The sequence below is a fragment of the Streptomyces sp. NPDC001373 genome, from assembly GCF_042895815.1.
In the GTDB taxonomy this organism is placed as follows: Bacteria; Actinomycetota; Actinomycetes; order Streptomycetales; family Streptomycetaceae; genus Streptomyces.
Map to the genome: position 1 here is coordinate 491589 of NZ_JBIAWQ010000004.1, position 14598 is coordinate 506186.

Annotated in this window: 13 protein-coding genes and 1 other RNA gene; 9 read left to right on the forward strand and 5 right to left on the reverse strand. The window is 73.8% G+C overall.

What is annotated here, in order from left to right:
• Positions 1–42: 42 nt before the first annotated feature.
• A complete protein-coding gene (locus tag ACFY15_RS13175; protein WP_390825504.1) occupies positions 43–693 on the reverse strand; it encodes a PhzF family phenazine biosynthesis protein in 651 nt (216 codons plus the stop codon).
• A 326-nt stretch (positions 694–1019) separates the two neighbouring features.
• On the opposite strand from ACFY15_RS13175, the gene efeO reads away from it, so the two are divergent.
• Genes efeO through efeU form a run of 3 tightly spaced genes read left to right on the forward strand, consistent with a single transcriptional unit; the run spans position 1020 to position 4360 of the window.
• Positions 1020–2171 (forward strand): iron uptake system protein EfeO, encoded by a 1152-nt coding sequence (gene efeO, locus ACFY15_RS13180; protein WP_390685573.1) that lies wholly within the window; start codon positions 1020–1022, stop codon positions 2169–2171.
• A 31-nt stretch (positions 2172–2202) separates the two neighbouring features.
• On the forward strand, positions 2203–3489 hold the full coding sequence (gene efeB, locus ACFY15_RS13185) for an iron uptake transporter deferrochelatase/peroxidase subunit (RefSeq protein ID WP_390685572.1): 1287 nt from the start codon (positions 2203–2205) through the stop codon (positions 3487–3489).
• Positions 3490–3511: 22 nt separating this feature from the next.
• Positions 3512–4360, forward strand: coding sequence for an iron uptake transporter permease EfeU (efeU, locus tag ACFY15_RS13190; RefSeq protein ID WP_390825505.1), 849 nt, complete (start codon positions 3512–3514; stop codon positions 4358–4360).
• Positions 4361–4445: 85 nt separating this feature from the next.
• On the opposite strand, the gene ACFY15_RS13195 is transcribed toward efeU, so the two are convergent.
• Complete coding sequence (locus ACFY15_RS13195; RefSeq protein ID WP_390685570.1) at positions 4446–5207, reverse strand: SDR family oxidoreductase; 762 nt, start codon at positions 5205–5207, stop codon at positions 4446–4448.
• Positions 5208–5315: 108 nt separating this feature from the next.
• On the opposite strand from ACFY15_RS13195, the gene ACFY15_RS13200 reads away from it, so the two are divergent.
• Together ACFY15_RS13200 and ACFY15_RS13205 are read left to right on the forward strand one after the other, a co-directional pair.
• Complete coding sequence (locus tag ACFY15_RS13200) at positions 5316–6635, forward strand: multidrug effflux MFS transporter (RefSeq protein ID WP_390685569.1); 1320 nt, start codon at positions 5316–5318, stop codon at positions 6633–6635.
• Between the two features lie 9 nt (positions 6636–6644).
• Entirely contained in the window at positions 6645–7658 is a 1014-nt protein-coding gene (locus ACFY15_RS13205) for a small ribosomal subunit Rsm22 family protein (RefSeq protein WP_390685568.1), read from the forward strand.
• Positions 7659–7686: 28 nt separating this feature from the next.
• Here ACFY15_RS13205 and ddaH read toward each other — a convergent pair whose 3' ends face one another.
• On the reverse strand, positions 7687–8496 hold the full coding sequence (gene ddaH / locus ACFY15_RS13210) for a dimethylargininase (RefSeq protein WP_390685567.1): 810 nt from the start codon (positions 8494–8496) through the stop codon (positions 7687–7689).
• A gap of 151 nt (positions 8497–8647) precedes the next feature.
• Between ddaH and ACFY15_RS13215 the strand changes: the two genes are divergently transcribed.
• Positions 8648–9259, forward strand: a complete 612-nt coding sequence (locus tag ACFY15_RS13215) for a TetR/AcrR family transcriptional regulator (protein ID WP_390685566.1) — start codon at positions 8648–8650, stop codon at positions 9257–9259.
• A gap of 162 nt (positions 9260–9421) precedes the next feature.
• On the forward strand, positions 9422–10171 hold the full coding sequence (locus tag ACFY15_RS13220) for a bifunctional DNA primase/polymerase (protein WP_390825506.1): 750 nt from the start codon (positions 9422–9424) through the stop codon (positions 10169–10171).
• A 44-nt stretch (positions 10172–10215) separates the two neighbouring features.
• On the opposite strand, the gene yaaA is transcribed toward ACFY15_RS13220, so the two are convergent.
• The gene (gene yaaA / locus ACFY15_RS13225; RefSeq protein WP_390825507.1) at positions 10216–11016 is read right to left on the reverse strand and encodes a peroxide stress protein YaaA; all 801 of its coding nucleotides are present in this window, start codon (positions 11014–11016) and stop codon (positions 10216–10218) included.
• 261 nt (positions 11017–11277) lie between these two features.
• Positions 11278–12234, reverse strand: coding sequence for an ArsR/SmtB family transcription factor (locus tag ACFY15_RS13230; RefSeq protein WP_390825508.1), 957 nt, complete (start codon positions 12232–12234; stop codon positions 11278–11280).
• Positions 12235–12481: 247 nt separating this feature from the next.
• Here ACFY15_RS13230 and ACFY15_RS13235 point away from each other — a divergent pair, with 247 nt between their 5' ends.
• Complete coding sequence (locus ACFY15_RS13235; protein ID WP_390825509.1) at positions 12482–13975, forward strand: RNB domain-containing ribonuclease; 1494 nt, start codon at positions 12482–12484, stop codon at positions 13973–13975.
• 153 nt (positions 13976–14128) lie between these two features.
• Positions 14129–14530: RNase P RNA component class A (gene rnpB / locus ACFY15_RS13240), an RNA gene on the forward strand.
• Positions 14531–14598 lie beyond the last annotated feature (68 nt).

A 14598-nucleotide genomic window follows, 5' to 3' on the forward strand; every position in this document is an offset into this window, starting at 1 on the left:
GCGCGGGGAGGGGCGCGTGGCGTCCGCACCCCCTCCCGTGCGTCACGAGGCGAAGCGGACCCGCCCGCCGAGCTCCACGGTGCCGTCCGGGCCCGGGGCCGTGAGGAGCTGGGAGCCGGCGCCCTGGGTGATGTTCAGGGCGCGGTTCAGTTCGGCGGTGAGCAGGATCGCCGCCGAGCCGGTGGCCTCGTCCTCGGCGACGATCCCGTCGGGGCGGCGCGGGAAGCCCCGGGCGCGGATCCGGCCGGCGGGCTCGTCCTCCCAGGCCCAGGCATAGAGCCAGCCCTCACCGGGCGGCGGGGTGGGCAGGGCCTCGACCTCGGCGGCGCTGGCGTACTGCCGGGTGTGCTTGCCGGTGACCCACTCGGGGCGGGCCGTGATCCAGGTGAACTCACCGTCGCTGCGGGCCCATACGGATCCGACGGGCGGCTGGAGCTCCTCGATGTCGAGCAGCCAGGCGAGTCCGACCAGCGGGTGCCCGGCGAAGGACATGCGCGTGCCGGGGGTGCGGATGTCGACGACGCCGCGCTCGGGGTCGTCGACGAACACCGTTTCGCTGTACCCCAGTTCGGCGGCGAGGGCCTGCCGGGCCGCGTCGTCCGGGACGGTGCGGCCGTCGCGGACGACTCCGAGCAGGTTGCCGTACCGGCCGTCACCCGCGCAGAACACCTTGATCACGTCGAGATCGTTCACGTCGGCATTCAAGCACGGCGCGGGACGGGCCCGGTTCCGCCGGCGGGCCGGGCCGCCGTGCCGTGCGGCGGGCGGATCGCGGCAGCCGTCGGAACCGGGGCGAAACCGAACGGTAACCCCGCTCCCGCACGGCCCGCGGACGGGTACTTGACTTCCGCTTGACCTTCACTTGAACCACTCATGGAGGGGCCGTGACGGGCTCGTGTCCGGGGCCGGAAGGTGAGAGCTGAATCACTGGACGAGCGGGCATCGGTCAGGTAAGCCTCGGTTAAGTTAGGTCCGCCTCACCAGGCCGCCCCACGCCTCCACCCTCGCCAGGAGCCCTCATGCGCCCCGCCCGCCTCACCGTCCTCACCGCGGCCGCAGCCGTCGCCGCGCTCTCCGCCGTCACCGGCTGCGCGGAGAAGAGCGACAAGGGCGGCTCGGAGGCGATCCACGTGAACGCGACCGACAGCGCCTGCGAGGTCTCGAAGACGGACTTCCCGGCGGGCAGGGTCTCCATCGAGGTCGAGAACAAGGGCTCCAAGGTCACCGAGCTGTACGTGCTCTTCCCGGACGACCGCATCGTCGCCGAGCGCGAGAACATCGGCCCCGGCACCAAGGCCACCATCACCGCCGAGATCAAGCCGGGCGACTACCTCTTCACCTGCAAGCCCGGCATGAAGGGCGACGGCATCCGCACCAGGGTCAAGGCCACCGGCAAGGGCGCCGCCGAGAAGCGCAGCCCCGAGCTGGACGCCGCCGTGGCCGCGTACCGCAAGTACGTCCAGGAGCAGGCCGACGAGACCATGCCGAAGGCCCAGGCCTTCGCCGACGCCGTCAAGGCCGGGGACCTGGAGGCCGCGAAGAAGGCCTACGCCCCCTCCCGCCTGGGCTGGGAGCGCACCGAACCGGTCGCCGAGTCCTTCGGCGACATCGACCCCAAGGTCGACGTCCGCGAGGACGGCCTGGAGGCCGGCCAGGACCCGGCGAAGGACTGGACCGGCTGGCACCGCCTGGAGAAGGCCCTCTTCCAGGACGGCAGGATCGGCGACGACGAGAAGAAGCTCGCCGACACGCTGATCACCGACCTCACCGCCTGGCAGAAGAAGGTCGGCGAGGCGGAAATCACCCCCACGTCCATGGCCAACGGCGCCAAGGAGCTCCTCGACGAGGTCGCCACCGGCAAGGTGACCGGCGAGGAGGAGCGCTACAGCCACACCGACCTGGTCGACTTCAAGGCCAACGTCGAGGGCGCCGAGAAGTCCTACGAGCTCCTCAAGGCCGTCACCGCGAAGAACGACCCCGAGCTCGCCAAGCAGCTGGACACCCAGTTCGCCGCGCTGAACACCCTCCTGGACAAGTACCGGGCGGACAGGAACGGCTACGAGTTCACCTCGTACGACAAGGTCGGCGAGACCGAGCGCAAGGAGCTCTCGGACGGCGTCAGCGCCCTGGCCGAGCCGCTCTCGAAGCTGGCCGCCGCGGTCGCCAAGTAGTCCACAGCCAGGCAGAGCGGGAGATCCCACCATGACCGACGCCCAGGAGCCGAAGGTGTCCGAGGACGAGGCCCAGAAGTCCACCGGAGGCGCGGCCGCGCCCTCGCGCCGTGCCGTCCTCGGCTGGGGCGGGGCCGGGCTCGCGCTCGGCGCGGCCGCGGCCGGCGGCGCCGTGGCCGCGTTCGACGGCGGCTCGGACATCACCCCGGCGGCCTCCGCCGGGGCGGCCGTGCCGTTCCACGGCGCGCACCAGGCGGGCATCGCCAGCGCCGTCCAGGACCGGCTGCACTTCGCGGCCTTCGACGTGAAGACGAAGGACCGCGAGGAGCTCGTCAAGCTCCTCAAGGACTGGACGGCCGCCGCCCGGCTGATGACGGCCGGCCTGCCGGTCGGCGACGTGTACGAGGGCGTCCCCGAGGCCCCGCCGACCGACACCGGCGAGGCCCTGGGCCTCAAGCCCTCCCGCCTGACCCTGACCTTCGGCGTCGGTCCGGGCCTGTTCGCCAAGGACCGCTTCGGCCTGGAGGGCAAGCGCCCCGAGGCCCTCGTGGACCTGGAGGCCTTCCCCGGCGACAACCTGGACCAGGCCCGCTCCGGCGGCGACCTGTGCGTCCAGGCCTGCGCCGACGATCCGCAGGTCGCCGTGCACGCCATCCGCCAGCTGGCCCGCATCGGCTTCGGCAAGGTCGCGGTGCGCTGGTCGCAGCTGGGCTTCGGCAAGACCTCCTCGACCACGCCCGACGAGCAGACCCCGCGCAACATGATGGGCTTCAAGGACGGCACCCGGAACATCGCGGGCACCGACACCGCCGCCCTGGACAAGCACGTGTGGGTCGGCGCGGGCGACGGCAGCGAGTGGATGACCGGCGGCTCGTACCTCGTCGCCCGGCGCATCCGGATGCACATCGAGACCTGGGACCGCACCTCCCTGCGCGAGCAGGAGGACATCTTCGGCCGCGACAAGGGCGAGGGCGCCCCCGTCGGCAAGTCCAAGGAACGCGACGAGCCGTTCCTGAAGGCGATGAAGCCCGACTCGCACGTGCGCCTCGCGCACCCCGACAGCAACGACGGCGCGACCATCCTGCGCCGCGGCTACTCCTTCACCGACGGCACCGACGGCCTGGGCCGCCTCGACGCGGGCCTGTTCTTCCTGGCCTACCAGCGCGACGTCCGCAAGGGCTTCGTCGCCATCCAGCGCCGGCTGTCGAAGAACGACGCGCTGAACGAGTACATCCAGCACGTGGGCTCGGCCGTCTTCGCCGTCCCGCCGGGCGTCCGCGACAAGGACGACTGGTGGGGCCGGGCGCTGTTCGCGTAGGACCTTCCGGAGAGGAAACGCCGTGTTCGGCAACTATCTGATCGGCCTGCGCGAGGGCCTCGAAGCCAGCCTGGTCGTCTGCATCCTGGTCGCCTACCTGGTGAAGACCGGGAACCGGGCCGCGCTGCGGCCCGTGTGGCTCGGCATCGGGATCGCCTGCTCGATCTCGCTGGCGTTCGGCGCGCTGCTGACCTTCGGCACGCAGGAGCTGACCTTCGAGGCGCAGGAGCTGCTCGGCGGCAGCCTGTCGATCGTCTCGGTCGGCCTGGTGACATGGATGGTCTTCTGGATGAAGAAGACCGCGCGGCACCTGAAGAGGGAGCTCCAGGGCAAGCTCGACGCGGCGCTCGCGATGGGCACCGGCGCGCTGGTCGCGACCGCGTTCCTGGCGGTGGGCCGTGAGGGCCTGGAGACGGCGCTGTTCGTGTGGGCGTCGGTCCGGGCCAGCGGCGAGGGCTCCTCGGCGCCGCTGGTCGGGGTGCTGCTGGGCATCGCGACGGCCATCGTGCTGGGGTGGCTGTTCTACCGGGGCGCGCTGAAGATCAACCTGTCGAAGTTCTTCACGTGGACGGGCGGGATGCTGGTCGTCGTGGCGGCGGGCGTCCTCGCGTACGGCGTCCACGACCTCCAGGAGGCCGGGTTCCTCGGCGGCCTCCAGGACAGGGCGTTCGACATCAGCTCGGCGATCCCGCAGGACAGCTGGTACGGGGTCCTGCTGAAGGGCGTCTTCAACTTCCAGCCGGACCCGACGGTGGTGCAGCTGGTGGTCTGGAGCCTGTACCTGGCGGCGGTCCTGACCCTGTTCCTCCTCCCGGCCCGCGTGCGCGGCAGCGCGGCCCAGGCACCGGCCCCGGCTCCGGCCGGCCGGTGAAGCAGCCCGCCCCCTCATGACCCGGCGCCCGGTTCGCTCCCCCCTCCGCGGGGGCGAACCGGGCGCCGCCGCGTGCGGGGTGCGGCTACCCGCGGCCGATGTACGGCATGGCCGTCGCCATCACCGTCGCGAACTGGACGTTGGCCTCCAGGGGGAGCTCCGCCATGTGGAGGACGGTCCGGGCGACGTCCGCCGCGTCCATCACCGGCTCCACCGCCGACTGTCCGTTCGCCTGGAGGATCCCGGTCTGCATCCGCGCCGTCATGTCCGTGGCCGCGTTGCCGATGTCGATCTGCCCGCAGGCGATCCGGTACGGCCGCCCGTCCAGCGAGAGCGACTTCGTCAGGCCCGTCATGGCGTGCTTGGTCGCCGTGTAGGCGATCGAGTTCGGCCGCGGGACGTGGGCCGAGAGGGAACCGTTGTTGATGACGCGCCCGCCCTGCGGGTCCTGCTCCTTCATCACCCGGAACGCCGCCTGCGCGCAGAGGAAGGACCCGGTGAGGTTGACGTCGACCACCTGACGCCAGTCCTCGTAGGCGATGTCCTCCAGCGGGACCCCGGCCGGGCCGAAGGTGCCGGCGTTGTTGAAGAGGAGGTCGAGGCGTCCGTAGCGGGACCGGACCGTCTCGAACAGCGCGGTCACGTCCGCCGGGTCGGCGACGTCCGCCCGGACCGGCAGGACGTCCGCGCCCTCCCCGGCCGCGGCGGCGGTCTCCTCCAGGGGCTCGGTGCGGCGCCCGGCCACGGCCACCGACCAGCCGGCCCCGGCGAGGGCGAGGGCCACGGAGCGGCCGATCCCGGATCCGGCGCCGGTCACTACAGCGATCTTGTTCCCACGTGCGCTCATGGGGCCGCAGAGTACGTCACAGCGGACATCCGGCCCGGAACGTTCCGACAGCTGAGAGCATGGGTCGGTCAGGGGCGCATAAAGCAGATGAAAAGACTGGAGTTCCGTATGTCGGAGAGAGGCCCCTCGGCGGCCCCGTCGCACGAGCACGACCCCTCACCCGCCACCGCCCCTCCCACAGCCCCCCTGGCGGCCGCGCGCCGTACCGGCCTGCTGGTCACCTTCATCCTGGGCGGCCTGACCGCTCTCCCCCCGCTGTCCATGGACATGTACCTCCCGGCCCTGCCGGAGGTCACCGCCGCCCTGCACAGCCCGGCCGCGACCATCCAGCTCACCCTCACCTCCTGCCTCGCCGGCATGGCCCTCGGACAGCTGGTCGTCGGGCCCATGAGCGACAAGTGGGGGCGGCGCCGGCCCCTGCTGACCGGGATGGCGGTCTACGTCCTCGCCACCGCGATATGCGCCCTCGCCCCCTCCGCCGAACTGCTGATCGGCTTCCGGCTGCTCCAGGGGCTGGCCGGCTCGGCGGCCATCGTCATCGCCCGGGCCGTCGTCCGCGACCTGTACGACGGGGTCGAGATGGCCCGCTTCTTCTCCACCCTGATGCTGATATCCGGCACCGCCCCGATCGTCGCCCCGCTGATCGGCGGCCAGGTGCTCCGGTTCGCGGACTGGCGCGGGGTCTTCGTCGTCCTGACAGCCGTCGGCCTGGCGCTGACCCTGGTGGTGTGGCGCGGGCTCGGCGAGACGCTGCCGCCCGAGCGGCGGCAGACCGGCGGCGTGGGCGCCGCGCTGCGGACCATGCGGGGGCTGCTCGCCGACCGGGTCTTCGCCGGGTACACCCTGGCGGGCGGCTTCGCCTTCGCGGTGCTCTTCTCGTACATCTCCGCCTCGCCCTTCGTCGTGCAGGAGATCTACGGCGCCTCCCCGCAGGCGTTCAGCCTGCTCTTCGGCCTCAACTCCGTCGGTCTGATCGTGGTCGGCCAGGTCAACGGCAAGCTGCTGGTCGGCCGGGTCAGCCTGGACAAGGTCCTCGCGGTCGGCATCGCCGTGCTCACCACCGCCTCGGTGGCCCTGCTGCTGATGTCCACCGGGGTGTTCGGGAAGGCCGGGCTGGTCCCCGTCGCCGCCGCGCTGTTCGTGCTGATGTCGGCGATGGGCCTGGTCCTGCCGAACACCAACGCGCAGGCCCTGATGCGCACGCCGCACGCCGCAGGATCGGCGTCCGCCCTGCTCGGCACCTCCTCCTTCCTCGTCGGCGCGGTGGCCTCCCCGCTGGTCGGGATCGCGGGCGAGCAGACGGCCGTGCCGATGGCCCTGGTCCAGCTGAGCTGCTCGCTGCTGGCGGCCGCCTGCTTCCTGGCCCTGTGCCGCCCCTGGCGGGAGCGGGAGCCCATGGCCGCACCGGCCGAGCGGGCCGCGCCGTAAACTTCGCTGGTGAACGCCACCGCCCCCACCACCGCCGAAACCCTCCGCAGCGCCCTCGGCGGGCTGCTCGACGGACTCCCGCAGAAGCAGGCGGCGGCCGCCGTCGAGCGGCTCATCGCCAACTACCGGGGCACCACCCCGACCGACGCCCCCGTGCTGCGCGACCGCTCCGACGTCGCCGCGTACGCGGCGTACCGGATGCCGGCCACCTTCGAGGCCGTGCGCTCCGCGCTGGACGGGCTGGCGCAGGCCGCACCGGAGTGGGTGCCGGGCTCGCACGTGGACGTGGGCGGCGGGACCGGAGCGGCGACCTGGGCGGTGGACGCCACCTGGGAGGGGCCGCGCACGACCACCGTCCTGGACTGGGCGGAGCCGGCCCTGGCCCTCGGCAGGGAACTGGCCGGCCGCTCCTCCTCCGGCACCCTGCGCGCGGCCGAGTGGCGGCGGGCCGTCATCGGGACCGGGACCGCCCTGCCCGACGCGGACCTGGTCACCGTCTCGTACGTGCTGGGCGAGCTGACCGGGCAGGCCCGCCGGGCGGTCGTCGCCGAGGCGGCCCGCGCCGGCCGGGCCGTCGTCCTGATCGAACCGGGCACGCCCGAGGGGTACCTGCGCATCCGCGAGGCCCGCGACCAGCTGATCGCCGCCGGGCTGAAGGTCGCCGCGCCCTGCCCGCACGACGGGGCCTGCCCCATCGAGGTCGGGCAGGACTGGTGCCACTTCTCGGCGCGGGTCAGCCGCTCCTCCCTGCACCGGCAGGTCAAGGGCGGCTCGCTCCCCTACGAGGACGAGAAGTTCAGCTACGTCGCCGCGACCCGCTTCCCCGCGACGCCGGTCCCCTCCCGGATCACCCGGAGGCCGCAGATCCGGAAGGGGCTCGTCCTGCTGGACCTGTGCGGTCCCGAGGAGACGGGGCTGGGCCGGGCCACCGTCACCAAGCGCCACGGCGGCCTCTACAAGGCGGCCCGGGACGTCGAGTGGGGCGAGCAGTGGCCCCCCGCCGACCCGGACGGGGACCTCTAGGCCGGCCGCGGCTCCGCGGGCGGCGCGCCTAGGGCCGCAGCTCCTGGGTGCAGCACTTCACGCTGCCGCCGCCCTTGAGCAGCTCCCCCAGGTCCATCGGGACCGGCTCGAAGCCGCGCTCGCGCAGCGGCGCCAGCAGCCCGGTCGCGGCCTGCGGCAGCAGCACGTGCCGGCCGTCCGAGACCGAGTTCAGGCCGAAGGCGGCGGCGTCCGGGGCGTCCACGAGCAGGGCGTCCGGGAAGAGCCGGCGCAGCACCGCCTGACTGCCCGGGGAGAAGGCGGGCGGGTGGTACATGATCTCGTCGCCGTCGAGCACGCACAGCGCCGTGTCCAGGTGGTAGTAGCGCGGGTCCACCAGGTCGAGGCCGATGACGGGGCGGCCGAAGAACTCCTGCGCCTCGTCGTGCGAGAGCGGGCTGGAGCGGAAGCCCCGGCCCGCGAGGATGAAGCCGGCGGTGACGGCGAAGTCGCCCTCGCCCTCGTTGACGTGCGAGGGCTCGTGGATGTCGGTGAAGCCGTTGGCGCGGAACCAGTCGAGGTGGATCTCCGCCTCGGCGGTGCGTTCCGGGTAGGCGAAGCGGGCGCCGAGGACCCGGCCGTCGACGACGAGGGCACCGTTCGCGGCGAAGACCATGTCGGGCAGGTCCGGGTGCGGCTCCAGGGTCTCGACGGTGTGCCCCAGGGAGAGGTAACGGTCCCGCAGGTCCTCCCACTGGGCGAGTGCGAGGGGCAGGTCCACCGGTTTCGTGGGGTCCATCCACGGGTTGATCGAGTACGTGACCCTGAAGTGTGCGGGTGCGCACATCAGGTAGCGCCGGGGTGTGGCGTCTCTGCGCAAAGAAGGCTCCTCACGACTGCGGACTCACGGTACGGGTGTGTACGGAGAGAATCGTCCCCCCTCAGGGTGCGGCCGCACAGTGAACCGATCGGGTGATTTACCACAACGGCCGGGAGACGAGACGTCTCGGCCGGGTTGGTACGTTGGGCCGATGAGCAAGCCTCCGGACTCCAGCCGCCGCAGCGAACGCTCCCGGCGAGCCATCCTCGACGCCGCCCTCGCCCTCGTCGGGGAGGTCGGCTACGGCAAGCTGACCATCGAGGCCATCGCGGCCCGCGCGGGCGTCGGCAAGCAGACCATCTACCGCTGGTGGCCCTCCAAGGCCGCCGTCCTGCTGGACGCCTCGCTGGCGCTGTCCGGCGAGGCCTGGGCGGACTCCGGCTGGGCCGGCTTTCCCGACACGGGCGACCTGGCGGCCGACCTGAAGACCGTCCTGCGGGCCACGGTGGACGAGTTCGGCGACCCCCGGTACGAGGCCCCCGCGCGCGCCCTGACGGCGGCCGGGGCGACCGACCCCGACCTGGCCGCGCGCTTCACCGAACAGCTGCTGGAACCGCAGCTCGCCCTGTACGAGGCACGGTTGCGGGCGGGGCAGGAGGCCGGGCAGCTCGCGGCGGACGCCGACGTCCGGCTGGTGGTGGAGATGCTGGTGGGGCCGCTGACGTACCGGTGGCTGATGCGGACGGCTCCGGTGACGCACGCCTTCGCGGACGCGCTCGTCGACGCCGTGCTGGGCGGCGTGGCAAAAGTCACCGTCCGATAGCCGGACACCCGGCGACCCCGGCAAGGCCGAGAAGATATGGCCGGATTGAGACGTTATCGGGGAAGGGGGCCCGGGATCCCGGTCGGGGGGTGCGGTCACCGGGCCCCCGGGATGGTGGGACCATGGAATGGTCTGCCGGGGCAACGGTGAGGTAGGGGATAGATGGGGTCTGAGTCCGGCCGCGTCAAACGCGGCGAGCAGAGCAGGATTTCCCAGTGGCTGCGCCGCCGCTCGAAACCCGCTCCCGAGGACCCCGGCCGGGAACGCGAAGCGCTGCTCCTGGCCGTCGCCGCGGCCAAGCTCCCGGTCGCCCCCGCCGCCCATCCCGTCGGCTACCGCTGTTCGTGCGACCGCATCGGCTGTCCCACGCCGGCCCGGCACCCGGTCTCCTTCGCCTGGCAGACCCAGTCGACCACCGACCGCGCCCAGATCGAGCGCTGGGCCCGCACCCAGCCCCAGGCCAACTTCATCACCGCGACCGGCATGGTCCACGACGTCCTGGACGTCCCCCTCGAAGCCGGCCGCAGCGCCCTGGAGCGCCTCCTCGCCGCCGGTGTCGAGGTCGGCCCGGTCGCGGAGTCGGGCGGTACGGGCGACCACGCCCGGATGCTCTTCTTCACGGCCACCCGCGGCACGCCCGAGGACGAGGACGAGTGGTGGCCCTGCGAGCTGGACTGCCACCCCGAGACCATGGACGAACACCCGGGCCTGCGCTGGCACTGCCGCGGCAGCTACGTCCTGCTGCCCCCGGCCGCGCTCCCCGGCGACTTCTCCGTGACCTGGGTACGCGACGTGAGCCGGCCGCTCCCGGACCCCCTGACCCTGCTGGAGACCCTCACGGACGCCTGCGCCCAGTACGCGGGCGCGGCGGACCAGACCCCGTCGGCGGTCGCCTGGCCCCTGGGCCGCTGACCACCCGCTGCGCGGGGGCCGTCCCCCGCGCAGCACCGGCCCGGTCAGTGGATCCGGCTGACCACCACGTCCAGGGACCAGGCCCTGCCCGCCTTCGCCGGGGCCTCGGCCTCCACCACGTACCCGAGGTCCCGCAGCGCGGCGACCAGCTCCGCCGGACCCTCCGGCTCGGCTCCGGCCAGGAGCAGGTCCCGGACCAGACGGCCCTTCGTGGCCTTGTTGAAGTGGCTCACCACCGACCGCTTCTCCACCCCGTCCACCATCTGCGCGTGCAGCACCCGCACCGTGGCCGTGCGCCCCGCCGTCTCCCCCTTCGGCTTCCACGCCGACGCGTACGCCGACGAGCGCAGGTCCAGCACCAGCCCGTCCCCCGCCGCCTCCGGCATCACCTGGGACATCGGCGTGCGCCAGTACGCGCCCAGCGCGCCCAGCGCCGGCAGCTTCACACCCATCGAGCACCGGTACGAGGGGATCCGGTCGGTCACCCGCACCGCGCCCCACAGCCCCGAGAACACCAGCAGCGTCCGCTCGGCCGTCGCCCGCGCCGACGCGGACAGTCCCGCCAGGTCCAGGGCGTCGTACAGCACCCCGGTGTAGATCTCCCCCGCGGGCCGGGCCGCCGCCGACCGCAGCGCGGCGTTCTTCGCGACCTCGCCCCGCAGGCCCTCGCTCAGACCCAGCACCTCGCGCGCCTTGAGCTCGTCCCCCGCACACAGCTCGGCCAGCTCCTCCAGCACGGCCGCCCGCGCCCCGGCCAGCCCGGGCAGCGACAGCGACGCCGGGTCGAGCGGTGCGCCGGAGCCGCCGGCGGCCTTTCCCTCGGAGGGCGGCAGCAGCACGAGCACGGTGGTTCTCCTATCGATGGCACGACGCGGGGGTGCGGCCCCCGACCAGGGTAGACGTCCCGCCGCCGGCCAGGTCACGGGCGAACGGCCACGGCGGCGCCCCCGGCCGCCGGGGCCGGGGGCGGGCCGTGGCCGCCGGTGGGGGGTCGTGGCGGGCGGTGCCGTGTCGCCCTTCCCTGCTGTGGTGCAGGACGACTGTCCGGCGCGCCGCCGGTCCGCGTCCAGCTGTTTCGAGGAGGTTCGAAAGACCTGGACACCTCCTCACCCGCCCAGTAGGAGGGAGCCCAGCGAGGTCGCCGTGTGCAGGACCGAGTTCCGGTGCCGGGTCGAGCTGATCAGGCCCGCCGCGCGCAGCACGGACGTGTGGTGGCTCACCGAGGCCTGCGACATCCCCACGAGCCGGGCGAGTTCCGAGGTGCTGCGGGAGCCCTCGCAGGTGTGGTGAAGGATCTCCGAACGGGTCCGCCCGATCAACGGCACGAGCTTGCGCCCGGCCGAGTCGCCCGGGGCGCGGGTGCGCCGGGCGGGATAGGTGAGCACGGGCGGGAGTTCGGGGTCGAGGAGCGACACGGGGGTGCGGGCGCGGAACAGGGTGGGGACCAGGAGCAGGCCCCGTCCGTTGAGGTGGAGTTCCTGGTCCACCGGGTACTGGACCTCCAGCACCGGCGGCTTCCACCGCGTGCCCGGCCCCAGCCCCGACAGGACGCCCTCGATCCCCGATTCGGCGGCCGTCTTCGCCTGCGCCGCGTACTCCGCCCGGACCGTCGTCCGCATCGTCTGCTCCAGCGGCGCCACCGCCGCCGCGTGGTAGCCGCGCAGGGCTGCGGCGAGGTCCCGCAGCGCGTCGGGGCGGCCCGCGGCGAGGTCCCGCGTCCAGGGCGGGAGGGCGCCGCCGGCCCCGAGGACCTCCAGGTCGCCGCGCAGGTGGCGGGCGGGGGTGGCGGTCAGGGCGTCGAGGCCCTGCTCGATCTCCGGGGACCCGTCGGAGGGGGTGAGGAAGTCGGGGAAGTAGCCGAGGGGACGCACCAGGGGCAGGAGGATCCGCAGGCTGTCGGCCTGCCGGGCCAGGACCGCGCGGCCCCACGCCTCCGCCGCCGGGTTCCCGCTGCGGTGCTGGAGCATGCGCAGGCTCAGCACCGTCTCCCACAGCGGGTCCGGCCGGCTGGCCACGCTCGTGCGCGCCAGGTCGGCTCCCGTGAAGTGAATCCGCAACAACATGCGCCGCCCCGTGAATGAGTTCCGATCGGTTCCGGTGGGTTCGGGCGATCCGCCCCCCCACATTGCGCCCCGGCCGGGCGCCGCGTTCCAGGAGGTTTCACGCCGTCGTGCGCGGCCGTTTCCGCGCCGTGTTCCGGTGAGCGGACCCCGGCACGGCATTCCGGACACCCGCAGGCCGGGCCCCGCCCCGGGCGGCCCGGCGCGCCGCCGCCGAGAAGATCTCCCGGGCAGGACATACGCTCGGTCCATGCCACGCCGTCACATGCACATGGCCGGTGCGGACGGTGCCGCCCTGGGCGCCGCGCTGCGGGGACTGCGGACGCGGCTGGACGTGCCCGGCGCGTTCCCGGCGGAGGTGCTCGCCGAGGCCGAACGGGCCGCCGCCGCTCCCCCGCCGCCCGCCGAGGACGCCACCGGCATCCCCCTCTTCACCATCGACCCGCCGGGCTCCGTGGACCTCGACCAGGCCATGCACCTGGAGAGACGGTCCGGCGGCGGCTACCGCGTCCACTACGCCGTCGCCGACGTCGCCGCCTTCGTCACCCCCGGCGGCGCCCTCGACGCGGAGGCCCACCGCAGGGTCACCACCCTCTACTTCCCCGACCTCCGGGTACCGCTGCACCCGCCCGTGCTCTCCGAGGGCGCGGCCAGCCTGCTGCCGGACCGGACCCGGCCGGCCCTGCTGTGGCGGCTCGACCTGGACTCCGACGGGCGGGTGGAGGGCACGGACGTCCGCCGCGCCCTGGTCCGCAGCCGGGCCCGGCTCGACTACGAGGGGGTCCAGAAGGCCGTCGACACCGGCACCGCCGAACCCGCCCTGGCGCTGCTGAAGGACATCGGGACCCTGCGCGAGGCCCTGGAGACCGAGCGCGGCGGGATCTCCCTGAACGTCCCCGAGCAGGAGGTCGTGGCGCAGGACGGCTCGTACCGCTTGGCCTACCGGGCCCCGCTGCCGGCCGACGGCTGGAACGCCCAGGTCTCCCTGATGACGGGCATGGCCGCCGCCGACCTGATGCTGGCCTCCGGGACCGGGATCCTGCGGACCCTGCCGCCCGCCCCCGACGGCGCGGTGGGGCGGCTGCGCCGGGCCGCGAAGGCCCTGCGGATCGACTGGCCGCACCACGTCCCGTACGCCGCGCTGGTGCGGTCCCTGGACCCGCGCCTCCCGGCGCACGCCGCGTTCCTCCAGGAGTGCACGGCCCTGCTGCGCGGCGCCGGATACACGGTGTTCACCGGCGGCGAGCGGCCCGACCCCGCCGTCCACGCGGCGGTCGCGGCGCCGTACACGCACTGCACCGCCCCGCTGCGGCGGCTGGCCGACCGCTACGCCGGAGAGCTGTGCCTGGCCGCGGCGGCGGGGGCGGCGGCGCCCGTGTGGGCGGCGGAGGCGCTGGCGGCGCTGCCGCGGGAGATGCAGGAGGGGGCCCGGCTGGCCAACTCCGTGGAGCGCGAGTGCGTGGACCTGGTCGAGGCGGCCGTGCTCAGGGACCGCGTCGGGGAGACCTTCGAGGCGACGGTCATCGACGTGGAGGAGCGGGACCCACGGATCGGGACTGTCCACCTGGAGGATCCGGCGGTGGTGGGCCGCGCCGAGTCCCCGGCCGGCCCCCTGCCCCTCGGCGACCGCATCCGGGTGCGCCTGACCCGGGCCGACCCGGGCACGGCCAAGATCCTCTTCGCGCCGGCCCAGGCACGGCACGTCCCGGCACGGCCTACGCGGCCGTCTGCCGCAGGGCCGTGACCAGGGCGCGAGGGCCATCGGCACCAGCCGGTGCACGGCGGGCCGGGGGACGGGCAGGCCCGCAGCTCGTGCAGCAGCGGCCGGCGCACCGGCTCCGGGACACGGCAAGGTCAAGCCGCTCCCGGCAGCCGGTAGCATGGTCGGCACGACAGACGAGTCGGCCGGGCGGCCGCGTCGGGGTCCACGGATCCCGCCGAGGAACGTCCGGGCTCCACAGGGCAGGGTGGTGGGTAACGCCCACCCGGGGTGACCCGCGGGACAGTGCCACAGAAAACAGACCGCCGGGGACCTCGGTCCCCGGTAAGGGTGAAACGGTGGTGTAAGAGACCACCAGCGCCTGAGGTGACTCAGGCGGCTAGGTAAACCCCACCTGGAGCAAGGTCAAGAGGATCCGTCCCCGGACGGGTCTGCGCGAACGCTTGAGGGCTGCCCGCCCGAGTTCGCGGGTAGACCGCACGAGGCCGGCGGCAACGCCGGTCCTAGATGGATGGCCGTCTCCCCGGCGACCGCGAGGTCTCCGGGCGACAGAACCCGGCGTACAGGCCGGCTCGTCTGTTGTTCCCGCTCCGTCCGGAGTACCGCGAACGCCCCTCGGAGGGGCGCGCGATGGGGCACCCTCGCAT